Raw genomic sequence first — 16572 nt, 5'->3', positions numbered from 1 at the left:
AGATAGGGAGCTTACGCTCCCGCCCGCTTGCGCCGCTCATAAAGCATGACCAGCGTTTCGGCGGTCAGCGCCGGCCTCTGTTCGCCCTCGATCTCGACCGTATTGGCGGCCTTCATCAGATACTGGCCCGGCCCCTTGTCCTCCACCGACAACAGCGTCGTGCGCAGCCGGATGCGTGCGCCGACCCTGACGGGCGCCAGGAACCGCACCTTGTCGAAGCCGTAATTGAAGGCGGCTTGCGTGTTTTCGGGTACGATGCCCATGCCCAGCGCCAGCGCGCCGATGATCGACAGCGTCAGATAGCCATGCGCGATCGTGGTGCGAAATGGGCTCTGCCGCTTCGCCCGCTCCGGATCGACGTGGATCCACTGATGGTCGCCTGTGCATTCGGCAAACTGGTTGATGCGGTTCTGGTCGACGGTCGTCCATTCCGACACGCCGAGCTCCTGCCCGGCCATCGCCCTTAACTGCTCGAAGGTCGGCGGCGTTTTCGGCCGTAGTTCCGTCATTCCTGCTTTCCCGGTGGCTCCCAGTGCCTCGGACCACGAACGGACGGCTCCTGTCAATTCGCCCGTTGCGATTCCGTTCCGCCATTTTCCGCCAAACAGCGTCCCTCGTCCATGCTCATGCGCCGCAACCGGCCCACTCCTCTCATGGTTGCGTTGGAGAGTCACTTCTTGTCATAGCCCGAGCGGATTTCCTCCATCGCTTCCTTGATGCGGCTGCGCAGGATTTCGATCGATTCGGTGCCGGATTTCTTGACCAGCTCGGCCACTTCGCCGGCATTTTTCAGGGCGGCTTCGAAGGATTTCCTGGCGAACTCCGCCTGTTTTGTCATCAGTTCCTGGGGATTGCCCGGCGCCTTGTAGCTCTGCGCCATGTCGCTGACTTCACGCAGCGTGTCCTGCAGCATCTCGCGCTGTCTGGACAACAATGAGGTCGCGCCGGCAGCTCCCGCCCGCGCCGATCTTTCCAGGGCCTCGAGGTTCTTGCGATGATGCGCGAGGATCGCCTCGACATTCGGCACCTTCAGGTCACGGCCGAACCGGCGAATCGGAGTCGGGTTGTTTGGCCATTGCTCGTGCTCCCCAGTGTCGCAAATGCTGAACCCTGTTCTGAACAATAGCACTCGCGCGCCGTGTGTCCATTCGGACGCCCAAGCAATTCAGCGGCAAATGCAGCATCAGCCAGCGAGAAACAGCCTCTCCGCCGTGTAGAGCACGAGACCGGCCAGGCCGCCAATAATCATGCCATTGAAGCGGATATATTGCAGGTCCCTGCCGATGTTCATCTCGATCAGCCTCGTCAGCTGGGCAAGGTCCCAGCGCTTGACCTGATCGGCGATGAACGTCGACACACCGCTCTTCTGGCTCTCCACGAACGACGACAGCGCCACGACAAAGCCCTGGTTCATGTCGGCCCTGATCTGCGGATCGCCTGAGAGATGGCGGCCGACCTCGACGAACATGTTGGCGAGATGCGCGCGAACAATCGAATTCTCCGCCTTGGCGTCCTGTTCGATGAACACGCTGAGGCTCTGCCACATGTCGCCGGCGAGCGACTTCACTTCCGGCCGCGCCAGGAAATCGCGCTTCAGCTTCTCGGCCCGTTTGGCGTATTGCTTCGAGGTTCTGAGCCGCTCGATGAAGCTGTGCGCGAAACGGTCGAATTCGGCGCGCATCGGATGGTCGGGATCGGCCCGCACCTCGTCAAGCAGCGAACCGGCGGAAGCGACGATCTTTTTCAGCAGATAGGCGTCGGCTCTGAACAGGTTGAACAGCGACGGCAATTCCTCGCGGATTTTCTCGCGCATGGTCGCCAGCGCCTCTTCATCGTTCAGGAACCGGCCGATCACCCTGGTGAATTCGTCGAAGAGTTTCTGGTGGCGGCGGTCGTCGGTCAGTGCCGACAGCAATTCGGCCGCGAGCGGCGCCAGCGGCACCTTGTCGATCTGCTCCAGCATGCGGCTGGTGACGAAGCTCCGCAGGCCGGATTGCTCGATCGCCGCAAGCGTCTGCGGGACCAGCCGTACGACGAAGCGCGACAGGCCGGCAGAGCGTTCGGCGTCAGTCAGCCAGTCGGCGACGAGTGCTGCAAAATCGACCTCGGCCAGCTTTTCCCGCACCGGCCCGGGCGCCAGAAAATTGACCTCGATGAAGCGGCCCAGATTATCGGCGATGCGGTTCTGGTTCGCTGGGATGATGGCGGTGTGCGGGATCGGCAGGCCCAGCGGCCGCTTGAACAGCGCCACCACCGCGTACCAGTCGGCCAGGCCGCCAATGGTCGCCGCCTCGGCGAAGGCCGCCACGAAGCCCAGCCACGGATACTTGGCCTCGAACGATTTGGCCACGGCAAAAACCACGACGCAAAGCACCAGCGCAGCCGTGGCGAGGAACTTTGTCCGCCGCAACGCGAAAAGCTTGGCGCCCGTCTCGGCATCAAAACCGCCAGGCGCCAGGGACGAAGCCGATTGGGACATGATACGCCGCTCCTCATCGATCTCTTGGCTATCTGGCATGGGCTATTTAGGGGGTGTTTGGGCCCGTAGCATGATCGGATGGGCCGATTTCGTCCGGGAATTGCCGGTTTCGCACGCAAAGTTGACAAGAATGTTCATCTATCATGCAATCCCAGTCTGGAATTGTTCCAAGGTATAGGCCATATTCCGATCAGGCCAGTGTGGGCGAATCCGAAACTCCGGGTGAGAAAGCTGCACCAGCACAATCTAAAATCTGGTGCAGTTCCAGCGCGCCAGCACTCGGTGAGGAATGAAATGCGGCTGACGCGCCAGACCAACTACGCCATGCGCATCCTGATGTATTGCGCCGCCAACAACGATCGCCTGAGCCGCATCCCCGAGATTGCGGCCGCCTATTCGGTGTCGGAGCTTTTCCTGTTCAAGATCCTGCAGCCGCTGGTCGAGCATGGCCTGGTCGAGACAGTGCGCGGCAGGAATGGCGGCGTGAGGATCGGCCGCCCCGCCGAGCAGATCAGCCTGTTCGACGTCGTACGGGTGACAGAAGAGAGCTTTGCCATGGCCGAGTGCTTCGAAAACGACGCCGCCGAATGCCCGCTGGTCGACAGCTGCCAGCTGAATTCGGCGCTGCGCGAGGCGCTCAACGCCTTCTTTGCCGTGCTTTCCCGCTACACGATCGCCGATATGGTGGCGGCGCGCCCGAATGTGCGTCATTTACTCGGCATCGACATGCTGGTCCAGCGAGCACCGGCCGCCTGAGTTTTCTAGTGCATGTCGCTCAAAAGTGGCCCCGGTTTTGAGACAATGACATGCATAAAAACAAAGACCTAAAGCGCGTCGCCTGAGTCCGTTCAAACGCGACGCGCTTTAGGCGGCTGACTGCGGCAAGACGAACGGCATGTTCGCCGCCGGCAACACACCGACCCTTAGCCGACAATCGAACACCTTTTCGATCAGATCGTCGCTCAGCACCTCCTGCGGTGAACGTCGGCGGCGAGCCGGCCGCGATGCATCACGAAAATCCGGTCGGCATACATGGCCGTCAGATTGAGGTCGTGCAGGATGGCGATCACACCGCCGCCGCGCCGGGCGAAATCGCGGGCGATGTTCATGATGATCAGCTGGTGCTTGATATCGAGGCTGGAGACCGGCTCGTCGAGATAGAGATAGCGCGGCTTGCCGTCGAGCACCGGCGCCCAGACCTGGCACAGCACGCGCGCCAGCTGCACACGCTGTTGTTCGCCGCCCGAAAGCTCCTGATAGAAGCGGCCGGCAAAGCCGTCGAGGTCGACCCGCGCCAGCGCCCGCTCGGGCAGACGATCATCTTCGCCCGGCAGAACGCCGGAACGGCCGCCGATAAGGCCGAGCCTGACCACTTCGTGCACGGTGAAGGGAAAGGACAGCGTCGCGGTCTGCGGCAGCACGGCACGCACGGTCGCGGCCTCCACCGGCTTCATCTCGGAGAGGTCGCGCCCGTTGACGGCCACTGTCCCCGTAAACGCCAGATCGCCCGACAACGCCTTCAAAAACGTCGTCTTGCCCGAGCCGTTGGGTCCGACGATTGCCGCAATTTCGCCCGGCCGCGCGACGAAATCGACATTGGCAACAATGCGCTTGCCGCCGATCGCCACCGAGACATCGCGTGCTTCGATCATGCCGCCTCACAAGTCGATTACGCCGCGCTTGCGCAGCAGGATCCAGAGGAAGAACGGCGCGCCGGCGATCGCCGTGACGATGCCGATTGGCAATTCGGCCGGCGCCACGATGACGCGGGCAACTGCGTCGGCAAGAAGCAGCATCGAGGCGCCGAGCAGCGCCGATGCGAGCAAAAGATAGCGATTGTCCGGACCGATCAGCAGCCGCAGCAGATGCGGCACGACGATGCCGACAAAACCGATGCCTCCGCTGACTGCGACAGAGGCGCCGACCGCTGCCGAGACGCCGACGATCGCGGTGTATTTCAGCCGCTGTACCGGGATGCCGAGATGTCCGGCCGTCGCCTCGCCGAGCGCCAGGGCGTTGAGGCCTTTGGCCAGGAACGGCATTGCCGCAAGCGCCAGCACGATGATCGGCCCGACGGAAGCGATCTTCGGCCAGGTCGCGCCGCCCAGCGAGCCCAGTTGCCAGAAGGTCAGATCGCGCAACTGCCGGTCGTCGGCCATGAAAATCAGGATACCGGTCAGCGCCATGGCAAGGGCTGCGAGCGCAATGCCGGCAAGCAGCATGGTGGCGACCGATGTGCGCCCCTGCCGCGTGGCGACGCGGTAGAGCACCAGCGTGACCGCAAGGCCGCCGCAGAAAGCGGCGAGCGGCAAGGCCANCCAGCCACGTCGTGCCGAGCACGATGACGGCGACCGCGCCGAGGCTCGACCCGGCGGAAACGCCGATCAGGCCGGGATCGGCGAGCGGGTTGCGAAACAGGCCTTGCATGACCGCACCCGATACGGCCAGTGCCGCCCCGATGAGCACACCGAGCAGTACGCGCGGCATGCGGATATCGTAGACGATCAACCGGTCGCGGGCACCAAGCGCGGCGTCGTCCGGCATGGCGCCGGTCAGCCAGTCACGAATGACACCAACGGCCGATGCATCGGAAGCGCCCGACCTCAGCGACAGGAACATCGAAAGGGCAAGCGCCACACACAGGAGCACAATAACCATGCGAGCGCGCCCGGAACGATCGCCCTCGGCCACCTTGCCCGCCGCGCCGGCGATCGACTGATCCACCATCGGCTCAGTCCGTGACCTGGCTGCCATAGAGCGAGGCGGCCAGATCGTGGATGGCATCGGCCGTGCGCGGCCCGAAGCCGAGGAGATAGCTGCCATCCATCAGGGTCAGTTTGCGGCCTTCACCGGCCGGCGTCGAGGTGATCGACGGGATGGCAAACAGCTCGGCCTCCGCAATCGGCGGTCCGGCATTTTTCATCGCCAGGATCACGTCCGGCCTGGCGGTTACGATGGCCTCGTCGGACATCTGCTTGTAGCCGGAAAAACCTTCGACGGCGTTGACCGCACCGGCGAGCTTGATGATGCCATCACCGGCGGTGTCGGTGCCGGCGGCCAGGATCTTGCCGCCCTGGATCGACAGCACGAACAGGATGCGCTTGCGCTGCTTGATCGACGCCGTCTGCTTCTCGGCCGCCTTCAGCTTGGCGTCGGTCTCAGCCACCAGCGTCTCGGCCTTGGCGTCGACGCCGAGCGCCTTGCCGACGATGCGGATCTTTTCCAGGATGCCGTCATGGCTGTAATGCTCGGGCACGTCGATGAACTGAACGCTCGACTTTTTCAGCACATCGACCGCTTCCTTCGGCCCACTGCCATGCAGCGCCAGAATGCCCGAAGGATTGACCGACAACACGCCTTCCGGCGACAGCTGGCGCATATAGCCGACGTCGGGCAGCGCGACCGCGGCGGCGGGGTAGCGGCTGGTCGAATCGCGGGCGACGAGATGACCTTCCTCGCCAAGCGCGTAGACGATCTCGGTGATCGAACCGCCGATCGCCACGATCCGCGACGTGTCGGCAAACACGGCCACGTTCTCGCTGGCCGGCACTGGGGCGGCAATAAACAGCGACAGGCCCATGGCCGCGGCAAGCGTCCTGAACAGTGAAATCATCGTCGTTTCCTCAGGCTGCGGTCGGGCTTGGAATGCGCGGCAGGTTCTCGGCAAGGAACCGCCAGTCGTCGCGCTCGCCCTCGCCTTCATGGCGCTTGCCGAAGAACTGGATGATCATCTTGCCGTCGGCGCCATAGGCTTCGAGCGAGGTGACATGACCGTCCTTGGTCGGTTTGCGCACCGCCCACACCTCCTGGATTTGGTCGGTGCGCAGATGCAGGTGGAACGTCTCGTCCATCACGTTGATCCACGGCCCCATCGGCCTGATCGACTTGACGGGACCGGAATGGATCTGGATGCAGCCTCGGTTTCCGACAAAACACATGATCGGCATGCCGTCGGCGGCGGCATGGTGGAACATGGCGCCGATGGCGTCATTGTCGAGCAGCCAGGCATAGTCCTGGCCGACCATGCGCACGGCCTGGCGGCGGGTAAGCTTCAGCGTTTTCAACATGCCAAAGAACTGATGCACGTCGGTCAGCCGGCTCCAGCGGTCGCGCAGATCATCGATGTCTGCGGCAATGCCCGACGTCTCCGCGTCGTCGTCGGCCACGCCTGCGATAGACACGGTCGCCTCCTGGTTCGGCGATTCGAGTGCGGCCACGAGCTTCTGGTAGGCATAGAGATTGGACGCCGGCCGCAGATGCACCTTGTGCACCGCATCGCCGGCCGCGTCGAAGAATTGCAGGCTGCGGCGGATGTCGCCGCCGTCGCGCTTTTCCACGGCAAAGCCATGCGCCCAGACTTTGGGAAAAATGCGCAGGTCGATGTTTTCGCCCAGCACCATGGCGTTGTGCGTGCCTGTGACAACCTTGTCGTAGACGCCGATCTTCTCGTGCACCGCGCTTTCGTTGCGGGTCAGCGCCATCACTTCGCCGACGGCGTCGAGGCCGGTCAGAAGATCGTTGACCCTGGGCTCGACGCGCACGACGCCGTCGCCGCAATGCGCGGCCACCAGCTCGGCCTCGGAAATACCGAGCTCGGCGGCAAGATCGCGCTCGCGCGCTTTCGGATTGTCTGCCCGCGCCCGCCGGATTTCATGCGGGGCGGGTTTTGCGCGCTGGTCCATGTCCTGCTTACCTGTCTGCCGTGTTTGGTCGTTTCGTCACTTGTTGAGGATGAGCTTGCCCTGGCGGGTGATCTTCAGCCGATAGAGCGCGCCATGGTGCTCGATGCCGATCTCGTGCTCGCCCTGGAACAGCGTGTTGGAGGACAGCGTCCGCACCGCCAGCGGCACCCGGTCGAAGCGGGTCGGCGTCTCCTCGGAACGGCGGACGCGGTAACGAAAGTCGTTGGGATTGTGGGTGTTCATCTCTTTCGATCCCCTTTCCTGTGCCGGGCAACTGGCTAGGCGTTGCAAAAATGCCGATTCATTTCTTGACTCGAATAATCATGTTTATTAGTCAGTGCAATACCGGACCAAATGAGTCAACATTTAAGACGCCGGACAGAATGAAAAATGCCAGCGAGCACCAAGCCAGCCAGCATCGAATCTGGAATTTTGGAGTTGGGGCATGGGCTTGGGAAATTGTGGACCACTGGGTCTGGCGAGCACCGGTCCGGTGCATCGGTCTATGGCAAAGGTGGCCTTGCTTGCGGGGGCAGCGACGATCGCGCTGCTGACATCGCCGGCCAGCGCTCAGCCGGCCGCTGACCAGGCCGACCAGACCAAGAAAACCGAGGACACCAAGCCGGCGCCCGCCGGCGCGACCCTGCTGGACAAGATCCTCGTCATCAGCCGCACCGGCGAGACGGCAATCGAATCGCTGGCCTCAGCCAGCCATGTCGACCAGGAACAGCTCGACCGCCGCATGGCGACGACGCCGAACGAAATGCTGCTCGGTGTGCCTGGTGTCGCCGTGCAGGCCGATGCGCGACGCGTCAGCTCCAGCATCAACATCCGCGGCCTGCAGGATTTCGGTCGCGTCGCCGTCATCGTCGACGGTGCCAGGCAGAATTTCCAGCGCTCAGACCACGGCACGCAGTCGACCTTCTATGTCGATCCCGAGCTCATCAAATCCGTTGACGTCATTCGCGGACCGACCGCCAACACCTACGGCTCCGGCGCCATTGGCGGCGTCGTCTTCTTCGACACCAAGGATGCGGTGGATTTCCTCAGATCGGGCGAAACCTGGGCCGGCTCCGTCACCGGGCGCTATGAAAGCAACGGCAAGGGCTGGACCGCCAGCGCCAGCGGCGCCTACAAATTCAACGACGATTTGGATGTGCTGGGCAACATCGTCTACCGCGACTACGGCGACTACAAGAATGGCAGCGGCGACACCGTCGCCGGTTCCGGTTTCGACGTGCTGAGCGGCCTGCTCAAGACCACAATCCGCCCGAGCGAGAACAGCGAATTGAAGCTCGGCTGGGTCGGCTCGAGCGACGGCTGGACGGAAACCAGCGGCGGCGTGCCGGCCAACGACGTCGACCTGAAGTCGAACACCTTCACCGCCCGCTACAACATCACTGACGACGCCAAGAGCTGGCTCGACCTCCACATCAACGCCTCCTACAACAAGACCAATCTCGACCTCACCACGCTGGTCCCGCAGAACCGCTTCGATCCGTCGACCGGCCTTCCCGTGCTGCTGCCCGTCGGTTCGACCTCGACCTTCGACGTTGGCACGGCCGGCGTCGACATCTGGAACACGTCGCGCTTCGAAACAGCCGGTGTTGCGCACGAATTGACCTATGGCGGCGACTGGGTGGGTGACGATGTCGAGACCGGCGGCACCGCCGGCGGCGACAGCTTCTACACCCCATCGGGCAAGCGTAGTGTTTCGGGCGCCTACATCCAGGACAAGCTCACCTGGGACTGGCTCGAGGTCATTGCCGGGCTGCGTTACGACAATTACAGCCTCGAAGACAGCACCCACGAAACGTCAGGTGATCGTCTGTCGCCGCGCATCACCGTTGGTGTCACGCCCTTCGAAAGCGCCAGCCTGGCGGGCCTGCAGTTCTATGGCACCTACGCGGAAGGCTACCGCTCGCCGTCGCTGACCGAAACGCTGATCAGCGGCAACCATCCGGCGGGCGTCACCTTCCCGTTCCTGCCCAATCCGAACCTGCGGCCAGAAACCGGCAAGACCACTGAATTCGGCGTCAACTACAAGCTGAACGACCTTATCGAGGCCGGCGACGCGTTCCGGCTCAAGGCCGGCTACTTCCACAACGATGTCGACGACTACATCGAAGGCGTCACGTTGTCGGCATTCGACCCGACCAGCGGTTGCCCGTTCGGCCCCGGCATCCCGATCTGCTTCCAGTACCAGAACGTCGCCCAGGCCAAGATCAACGGCTTCGAACTGGAAAGCGTCTACGATGCCGGCTGGGGCTATGCTGGCCTCTCAGCCTCGATCATCAACGGCCACACCATCTCCGATGAAGGCGAGCGGGCCGACCTTGCCACCATCCCGTCCTCGCAGGTCACCGGGCAGCTCGGCTTCCGCTTCCTTCAGGACAAGCTGACCGTCGGCGGCGAGGTGCAGTACAACGGCAAGCCGAAGGGCAACCCCGTGGCCAAGGATTATACTCTGGTCAACGCCTTCGCCAGTTACCAGGCCACCGACAATCTGAAGGTGGACTTCCGCGCCGACAATTTGTTCGACGTCAAATACACCAACCCGCTGAACGGCGGTACCACCGCCGTCATCTATGAACCCGGCATCACGCTGAAGCTGGCCGCAACCATGCGCTTTGGAGGCTGACACCCATGACAAGTTTGACGGCATCGCTTCGCCTCCTGACCTCGACGCTGGCGATGTCGCTTGGCTTGATGCCGGCGTGGGCTCAGTCCGCGTCGGCTCCGCAACTCAGCCTCGAGCTCAATGCCGCGCAGCCCTCCGAAAAGGGTTGCCGGCTGACCTTCGTCGTCAACAATGCGCTCGGCGCCGATCTTTCCAAGGCGGCATTCGAAATCGCGCTGTTCAACGAGGCCGGCATTGTCGACCGCCTGAGCGTGCTCGACTTCAAGGACCTGCCGGCCGGCAAGACCAAGGTGACCCGCTTCGACCTCGCCGGCACCGACTGCACCAAACTCAGCCGCGTGCTGATCAACAGCGCCACCGAATGCGCCGGCGTCGAACCGGGCGCCTGCATGCGCGGCCTGAAGACGCAGACCAAGACCGGTATCGCATTCGGCGTTTGAGGTGGGTCTGCATCCCGCCTTCCTGCACGACAATGCGACACGACCCGTCGCAGCTCCGCCGTTATGGCCGGCAACCGATCTTGATTTGACAATCCCGCCGCGCTCGCGGCAGGTCTCGCCGCGAACCATGCAGGACATCACCCCCCTCCCCGACGCTGGCAACGAACCGGCGATAACAATGGACGAGCTCGTACAGCCGGCGGCCGCGGACCGCAAATGGACTGTGGCGATCGTCGCGTCCTGCCTGCTCCATGCCGCTGCCGCAGCGGCGTTCATGGTCGCACCCGCCGGGACATTCGATACCGGAAAGGCAATACAGGCCGAAGGCGCCGATCGATCAGGCGCAGACGTCCTCGGCACCGCTTTGCAAAACCCGGTACCCGACGCAGTGGATGTTACCCTGGTAACCGATCCTCAGCCGGCCAACCCCGTCCAACCCACGCCGCAAACCGAGGCGCCTCAAGCCGTAGAGGAGCCGGCGGCGCCCAAATCTGCGCCGGAAGCTGCCAAGCAGGTAGTCGTCGCTCCGGATGCACCGACGGCTGCCATCCCGGATGATCAAAGTGTCGCCCCGGAGGGTGAGACGCCTGCACCGTCACCGGTTCAAACGCAGAGTTCGGAGGCGTCTCCCGCCAATGAGCCTGCCGTTGAATTGCCTACCGCGAGGCCACCAGTCCCAAGCCCGAGGCCAAGTACATCAATATCAGGCGCACCAATACCGGGAGAGACTGGCGGCACGGCAGATGGCGAGGAGCGCGAGGCAACGGCGGTTGCCAGCAAAGGCGGAAAACAGGGCGCGGCGGGCAATTCGATGGAATCCGGCTACAGCGTTGAAGTTCAGAACAAGCTTGTCCGCGCCAACCGCCACGTTTCGAAGGCGGTTCAAGCCAAGGCTCGCAACAATGCCAGGGTCTATTTCGTCGTCATGGCCGACGGCAGCGTCAGCGACTTGCAGCTTGTCGAAAGTTCAGGGTCTGCCGAGCTAGACCAATTCGCTTTGAAACTGGTGCGCCAGCAAGCCCCGTTCCCGCCCATTCCACCCGAGACCGGATTATCAAGTTGGGTGTTCAGGGCGCGGATCGGTCCGTTTTAACCAGCTCGCAGACCTTCGCCAAATGTCGTCGTCCACCAATTCAAGAGGAAGCCCAATGTACATCGCCATGAACCGCTTCAAGGTCCAGAACGGCTCGGAGACTGCCTTCGAGGATGTCTGGAAGAACCGCGATTCCAGCCTTTCGAAGATGGAAGGCTTCAGGGAATTCCACTTGCTGCGCGGCCCGGTCAACGAGGCCGAGGGTTACACGCTGTTTGCCTCGCACACGGTGTGGGCAAGCCATGAGGATTTCGTCGCCTGGACCAAATCCGAGAATTTTCGCGCCGCCCATCGCAACACCGGCACCTCGAAGGTGCATTATCTCGGCCATCCGCAGTTCGAAGGCTTTTCGGTTGTCGAAGGCGCCTGATTGAGATTTCACCCGTCGACGAGATCTGACGACCTGCAGATGCCGTCATGTTCCGGTTGAATTCCGGCCGCCCAGTCGCCGAAGCCACTGGGCAATGTGCAGGCGCAGCCGCCGCCAGGGCTGTCCGCGTGTCAGGTAGCGCGCCAACCGCGGATCACCGGCCAACTCCGGGAACTGGCGCACATGCTGCGTCAGGAATGCAGGTATGAAATTGCGCCCGTTGAGATCGCTGAGCCAGGCAGAATTCGCCAGCAAATAGTCTGCGGCATCCGCCGCCAACACGCTCCTGTAGCTCCTGTATGCAGGCGTTTGCCGCACATTGCCGCCAGCAAAGGCAGTTCCGGTGGACAGGTTGGAGCCATGCAGGCGATAGAGCCCGAGACCTTCTGACAGGATGAGGCTGCCGCCGGCCTGGTGCGCGAGTGTCGCCGTCAGATAATCCGTCCCGACCTTGGCCTTGAACGGGAAGGACAATACCGGTTCCAGCGCGCCACGCCGGTACATGATCGCCGAGCATTGCGACCACAGCCAGCCCGTCACCGCAGGTGCGAAATAGGTTACCGGATGCTCCGATGCGTAGGCGATCCCGGGCGCCATGCCGGCAAGCCGGCCACCGGGCGCGATGGCGACGCCACTGCGATCCGCTCCGGACCGCGGTTTGCGCAAGGCAAGGAAGGTACCGCCCAGCAAGGTGCCGTCGCCATCGACAAGGAACACATCGGAACTCGACAGTGCGGCCGAATGCGTCGTGTTGAGGTGGGCGGACAGATGAGCGAGGAGAAAATCCGGCAGCCACACGTCATCGGCGTCGAGAAACGCGACGAAGGGCGCGTCGGTTGCGGCAAAGCCGTCGCGGAATCCCGCGGTCTGGCCGCCATTCTCCGTGCGCGCCAACAGGCGCAGGCGCGGGTCTTCTATATCCCTTAGAAGCTGTCGGACATGGTCGGCCGAGCCGTCCGTCGAGGCATCGTCGACGATGACGCATTCCCAATTCCGGTAGGTCTGCGCAAGCACCGAGCGGATCGCCTGTTCGACGTACGGCCGATAGTTGAAGCAGGTGATGACCACCGCCACGCGCGGCAGCTCAAACGGTCGGGACGTGTCTTCCATCTGTTCGGCTGCCCCGCTCGAGTTGCTCTCTGTCCCTTGCGCATACCCTTGCAACCCGACGCAGGCAAGCGAGCCGCGAAAAGCCCCCTAGGCCGCCGCGAGCAGGCTGGCATTGCCGCCGGCAGCCGTGGTGTCGACGCAGACAGCGCGTTCATGCGCATAGGCCGCCGGGTTGAGCACCTCGCTGACCAGCGGCACGATCGGCCCGCTGCGGTCGGCAATGACCTTGCGCACGATCCGCGCCGCCTCGGGCCTGCCCGAGAAGGCGACGACATGGACGCGCAGCGAACGCGCTTCGACTGGGTCTGGCCGACCGTCTATGGCCGCCAGCGGCAACCCCTTGCCGGTCAGCGCCGACAGTGCCGCCGGCGCGCCCGGCGCCACGGCCAGCACCGCATTGCCGGCGGCCAGCGCCTGGATCGTCTGGGCAAGCAGCGTGTCGGCGTCCGGACCGAGGCACAGCACCCGGCCACGCGGCGACAGCGACAGCGTGTTGGCCTCGCCGGTCGGTCCGGGCAGGTCGACCTGGCCGAAATCGATGGCGGCTGCAGCGCCGATGGCTGCAGCGCCCTTGCCGCGCAGATGTTTTCTCAAAATGGCGATGCGGTCCGGCCTCGTCGACCAGCCGCCAAGCGTCGGATCGGGCAGATTGTCGGCCAGTTCGGTCGCCGTCACCTTGTGGCCCTCGGCAATCTCCGTGCCCGCCTCCGGCCCTTTGCGGAACCGCCGGAGATAATGCGGCCCGCCGGCCTTCGGCCCGGTGCCCGAAAGCCCCTCGCCCCCAAAGGGCTGCGAACCGACGACGGCGCCGATCTGGTTGCGGTTGACATAGATGTTGCCGGCATGGATGCCGTCGACGAAATGCTGGACGCGGCCTTCTATGCGGGTGTGCAGGCCGAAGGTCAGGCCATAGCCCTTGCGGTTGATGGCGGCGATGACGGCGTCGATCCCGTCGGCGTCGAAGCTGGCGACATGCAGCACCGGACCGAACACTTCGCGCTCCATCTCCTCGATGCCCTTGACCCGGAACACATGCGGCGCAACGAAGCGGCCGTCCTTCGGTGCTTCGAGCTTGGCAATCAACCGGCCCTGCAGCCCCATCTTGGTGCAATACTCGCGGATCGATTCCTGCGCCTCGTCATCGATGACCGGCCCGACATCGGTCGAAATCTGCCAGGGATCGCCGATGGTGAGCGCTTCCATGGCGCCCTTCAGCATCTCCAGCATCTTCTTCTCGACATCCTTCTGCACGTAGAGCACGCGAAGCGCCGAACAGCGCTGGCCTGCACTCTGGAAAGCCGATGCCAGTATGTCGCGCACCGCCTGTTCGGGCAGTGCTGTGGAATCGACGATCATGGCATTGAGACCGCCGGTCTCGGCGATCAGCATGGCGTCCGGCGCGGCCGTCTCGGCCAGTTGCTTCTCGATCAGCTTTGCAACCTCGGTCGAGCCGGTGAAGCAGACGCCGGCAATGCGCGGATCCGCAGTTAGCGGTCCGCCGACCGCCGGACCGTCGCCCGGCAGAAGCTGGATCACATCTTCCGGCACGCCGGCCTCGCGCAGCAGCTCGACGGCGCGGAAGGCGATCAGCGGCGTCTGTTCGGCTGGCTTGGCGATGACCGAATTGCCGGTGACGAGCGCTGCCGCGATCTGGCCGGTGAAGATGGCGAGCGGGAAATTCCACGGCGAAATGCACACGATCGCGCCGCGCGCCTCGGTGCCCGCTTCGTTGTTGGCCGCTTCGGCAGCGTAGTAACGCAGGAAGTCGACGGCTTCGCGCACTTCAGCCACGCCGTCGGCCAGCGACTTGCCGGCTTCCCTTGTAGCCAGCGCGAAAAACTCGACCGCATTGGCCTCATAGAGGTCGGCGGCGCGGTTGAGGATGGCGGCGCGCTCGGCGACGGGACGCTTCGCCCAGGCCGGCTGCGCTTCCACAGCAAAGCGCACCGCGGTCGCGACCTGCTTGGCAGCGGCTTCGGCGACCGTGCCGACGATCTCGGCAGGCTTTGCCGGATTGACCACCGGGCGCTGCTTGCCGTAGCCGGCGGCGCGCGTGATCGGCTTGGCATGCCAGCGCTCGGGCCCGGCAAAGGCCGCCTTGGCCTTGTCGATCGCCGCCAGCGTCACCGGATCGGTGATGTCGAACCCCTTCGAGTTGCGCCGACCAGCGCCGAAGATCGTCGCAGGACGAGCGATTGCCGGATTGGCGGCGGGGCCCTGGCTCTCGACCGTCTCGAGCGGATCGCGCGCAATATCCTCCGGCTCGACGTCCTCGTCGGTGAGCTGATGGACGAAGGAGGAGTTGGCGCCATTCTCCAGCAGGCGGCGAACCAGATAGGCCAAGAGGTCGGAGTGCGCGCCGACCGGCGCATAGATGCGGCAGCGCGTGCCTTCGGCCTGGCGCACCGTCTCATGCAGCGCCTCGCCCATGCCGTGCAGGCGCTGGAATTCGAAAGCGTCACGGTTGTCAACCATCGACAGGACGGCAGCGACTGTATGGGCGTTGTGCGTGGCGAATTGCGGATAGATGCGGTCGGTCATCGACAGCAACTTCCTGGCGCAGGCCATGTAGGAAACATCGGTGTTGGCCTTGCGGGTGAAGACAGGGTAGCCGGAAAGCCCGAGCGTCTGTGCCCGCTTGATCTCGGTGTCCCAATAGGCGCCCTTGACCAGCCGCACCATGATGTTGCGGTCGTACTTTTTCGCCAGCGCATAGAGCCAGTCGATGGTGAAGGCCGCGCGCGGGCCGTAGGCCTGGACGACGACGCCAAAGCCATTCCAGCCGGCAAGCTCCGGCTCGGACAACACACGCTCGATCACATCGAGCGACAGGTCGAGCCGGTCGGCCTCCTCGGCGTCGATGTTGAGGCCCATGCGCGAATGGCGTGCGGCCAGCGCCAGCGACAGCAGCCGCTCCGCCATCACCGGCAGCATCTTTTCCTTCTGTGCCTCTTCGTAGCGCGGATGCAGCGCCGACAGTTTGACCGAGATGCCGTGGTTCTGGCGGATATCGGGACCGTTGGAGCCTGAATCGAGCGAGGAGATCGCATCGGCATAGGCCTTGAGGTAGCGCAGCGCGTCGGCCTCGGTGCGGGCCGCCTCGCCCAGCATGTCGAAGGAATAGAGATAACCTTTCTGGATCATCGACTTGCCGCGCTTGACGGCTTCCGCAATGGTGCGGCCGAGCACGAACTGCTCGCCCATTTCGCGCATGGCGGCGGCGACCGCCTTGCGGATCACCGGTTCGCCCAGCCGGCGAACCATCGAGCGCAGCGTGCCTTCAATGCCGCCCTCGCCCTCGTCGAGCACACGGCCGGTCAGCATCAGCGCCCAGGTCGAGGCGTTGACGAAGATCGAGCTCGAACCGCCCGAATGCGCCGACCAGTCATGCGGTGCGATCTTGTCGGCGATCAGGTCGTCCATAGTCTCGGTGTCAGGCACGCGCAGCAGTGCCTCGGCCAGGCACATGAGCGCCACTCCTTCCTTGGTGGAGAGGCCGTAGGCGGAGAGAAAAACCTCCATCAGCCGCGGGTCGGACGAGCCGCGCACCGCGCGCACCAGATCCGCGGCACGGGCCGAGACGGCTTTGCGGTCATCGGCCGAAAGTTCTGTCGCGGCAGCCAGGCGCTTCACAGCCGCGTCTTCGTCGGGCAGGTAGTTGGCGCGGATCTGCTGGCGGATGGTGTCGAGCGGCATGGCGGTCCTGCGGAGCAAGCATCTGGGAGCGGGCCGGCGGTCGCCGGACCGAATGGCGCAA

Annotated in this window: 12 protein-coding genes and 3 pseudogenes; 5 read left to right on the top strand and 10 right to left on the bottom strand. The window is 63.9% G+C overall.

Annotated features, from left to right (window positions below; translation table 11 throughout):
* Positions 1-11 precede the first annotated feature (11 nt).
* The 3 genes and pseudogenes from X771_RS151160 to X771_RS151165 form a co-directional block, all read right to left on the bottom strand.
* Positions 12-509, bottom strand: a complete 498-nt coding sequence (locus X771_RS151160; protein ID WP_023681725.1) for a MaoC family dehydratase — start codon at positions 507-509, stop codon at positions 12-14.
* Positions 510-670: 161 nt separating this feature from the next.
* Positions 671-1076 (bottom strand): annotated as a pseudogene (gene phaP, locus X771_RS01000000165000) (TIGR01841 family phasin).
* Positions 1077-1183: 107 nt separating this feature from the next.
* Positions 1184-2479 carry a DUF445 domain-containing protein gene (locus X771_RS151165; protein ID WP_023688166.1) on the bottom strand — a complete coding sequence of 432 codons (1296 nt, stop codon included), beginning with the start codon at positions 2477-2479 and terminating at the stop codon, positions 1184-1186.
* A gap of 294 nt (positions 2480-2773) precedes the next feature.
* Here X771_RS151165 and rirA point away from each other — a divergent pair, with 294 nt between their 5' ends.
* The gene (rirA, locus tag X771_RS151170) at positions 2774-3235 is read left to right on the top strand and encodes an iron-responsive transcriptional regulator RirA (RefSeq protein ID WP_023672640.1); all 462 of its coding nucleotides are present in this window, start codon (positions 2774-2776) and stop codon (positions 3233-3235) included.
* Positions 3236-3343: 108 nt separating this feature from the next.
* Here rirA and X771_RS01000000164995 read toward each other — a convergent pair.
* From X771_RS01000000164995 to hemP, 5 genes and pseudogenes are all read right to left on the bottom strand, one after another.
* Positions 3344-4131, bottom strand: a pseudogene (locus tag X771_RS01000000164995) (heme ABC transporter ATP-binding protein).
* Between the two features lie 6 nt (positions 4132-4137).
* Positions 4138-5206 (bottom strand): annotated as a pseudogene (locus X771_RS01000000164990) (iron ABC transporter permease).
* Between the two features lie 4 nt (positions 5207-5210).
* Complete coding sequence (locus tag X771_RS151175) at positions 5211-6092, bottom strand: hemin ABC transporter substrate-binding protein (RefSeq protein WP_023688165.1); 882 nt, start codon at positions 6090-6092, stop codon at positions 5211-5213.
* A gap of 10 nt (positions 6093-6102) precedes the next feature.
* Entirely contained in the window at positions 6103-7161 is a 1059-nt protein-coding gene (locus tag X771_RS151180; protein WP_023688164.1) for a hemin-degrading factor, read from the bottom strand.
* 36 nt (positions 7162-7197) lie between these two features.
* A complete protein-coding gene (gene hemP / locus X771_RS151185) occupies positions 7198-7404 on the bottom strand; it encodes a hemin uptake protein HemP (protein WP_023673860.1) in 207 nt (68 codons plus the stop codon).
* 262 nt (positions 7405-7666) lie between these two features.
* Here hemP and X771_RS151190 point away from each other — a divergent pair, with 262 nt between their 5' ends.
* The 4 genes from X771_RS151190 to X771_RS151200 are packed head-to-tail and all read left to right on the top strand — an operon-like array spanning position 7667 to position 11705.
* On the top strand, positions 7667-9802 hold the full coding sequence (locus tag X771_RS151190) for a TonB-dependent hemoglobin/transferrin/lactoferrin family receptor (RefSeq protein ID WP_031202687.1): 2136 nt from the start codon (positions 7667-7669) through the stop codon (positions 9800-9802).
* Positions 9803-9807: 5 nt separating this feature from the next.
* Positions 9808-10242, top strand: coding sequence for a hypothetical protein (locus tag X771_RS151195; RefSeq protein WP_023673858.1), 435 nt, complete (start codon positions 9808-9810; stop codon positions 10240-10242).
* A 1-nt stretch (position 10243) separates the two neighbouring features.
* On the top strand, positions 10244-11335 hold the full coding sequence (locus tag X771_RS0133980; RefSeq protein ID WP_245260815.1) for an energy transducer TonB: 1092 nt from the start codon (positions 10244-10246) through the stop codon (positions 11333-11335).
* Between the two features lie 55 nt (positions 11336-11390).
* On the top strand, positions 11391-11705 hold the full coding sequence (locus X771_RS151200; RefSeq protein WP_023688161.1) for an antibiotic biosynthesis monooxygenase: 315 nt from the start codon (positions 11391-11393) through the stop codon (positions 11703-11705).
* Between the two features lie 45 nt (positions 11706-11750).
* On the opposite strand, the gene X771_RS151205 is transcribed toward X771_RS151200, so the two are convergent.
* Positions 11751-12815: a glycosyltransferase gene (locus X771_RS151205; protein WP_023688160.1), complete on the bottom strand. Its 1065-nt coding sequence runs from the start codon at positions 12813-12815 to the stop codon at positions 11751-11753.
* A gap of 87 nt (positions 12816-12902) precedes the next feature.
* Complete coding sequence (gene putA, locus X771_RS151210) at positions 12903-16511, bottom strand: bifunctional proline dehydrogenase/L-glutamate gamma-semialdehyde dehydrogenase PutA (RefSeq protein ID WP_023688159.1); 3609 nt, start codon at positions 16509-16511, stop codon at positions 12903-12905.
* Positions 16512-16572: the final 61 nt, after the last annotated feature.

Origin of the sequence: Mesorhizobium sp. LSJC269B00, from assembly GCF_000502815.1 — a bacterium.
Classification (GTDB): domain Bacteria; phylum Pseudomonadota; class Alphaproteobacteria; order Rhizobiales; family Rhizobiaceae; genus Mesorhizobium.
This window is presented reverse-complemented; position numbering and strand designations above follow the sequence as displayed.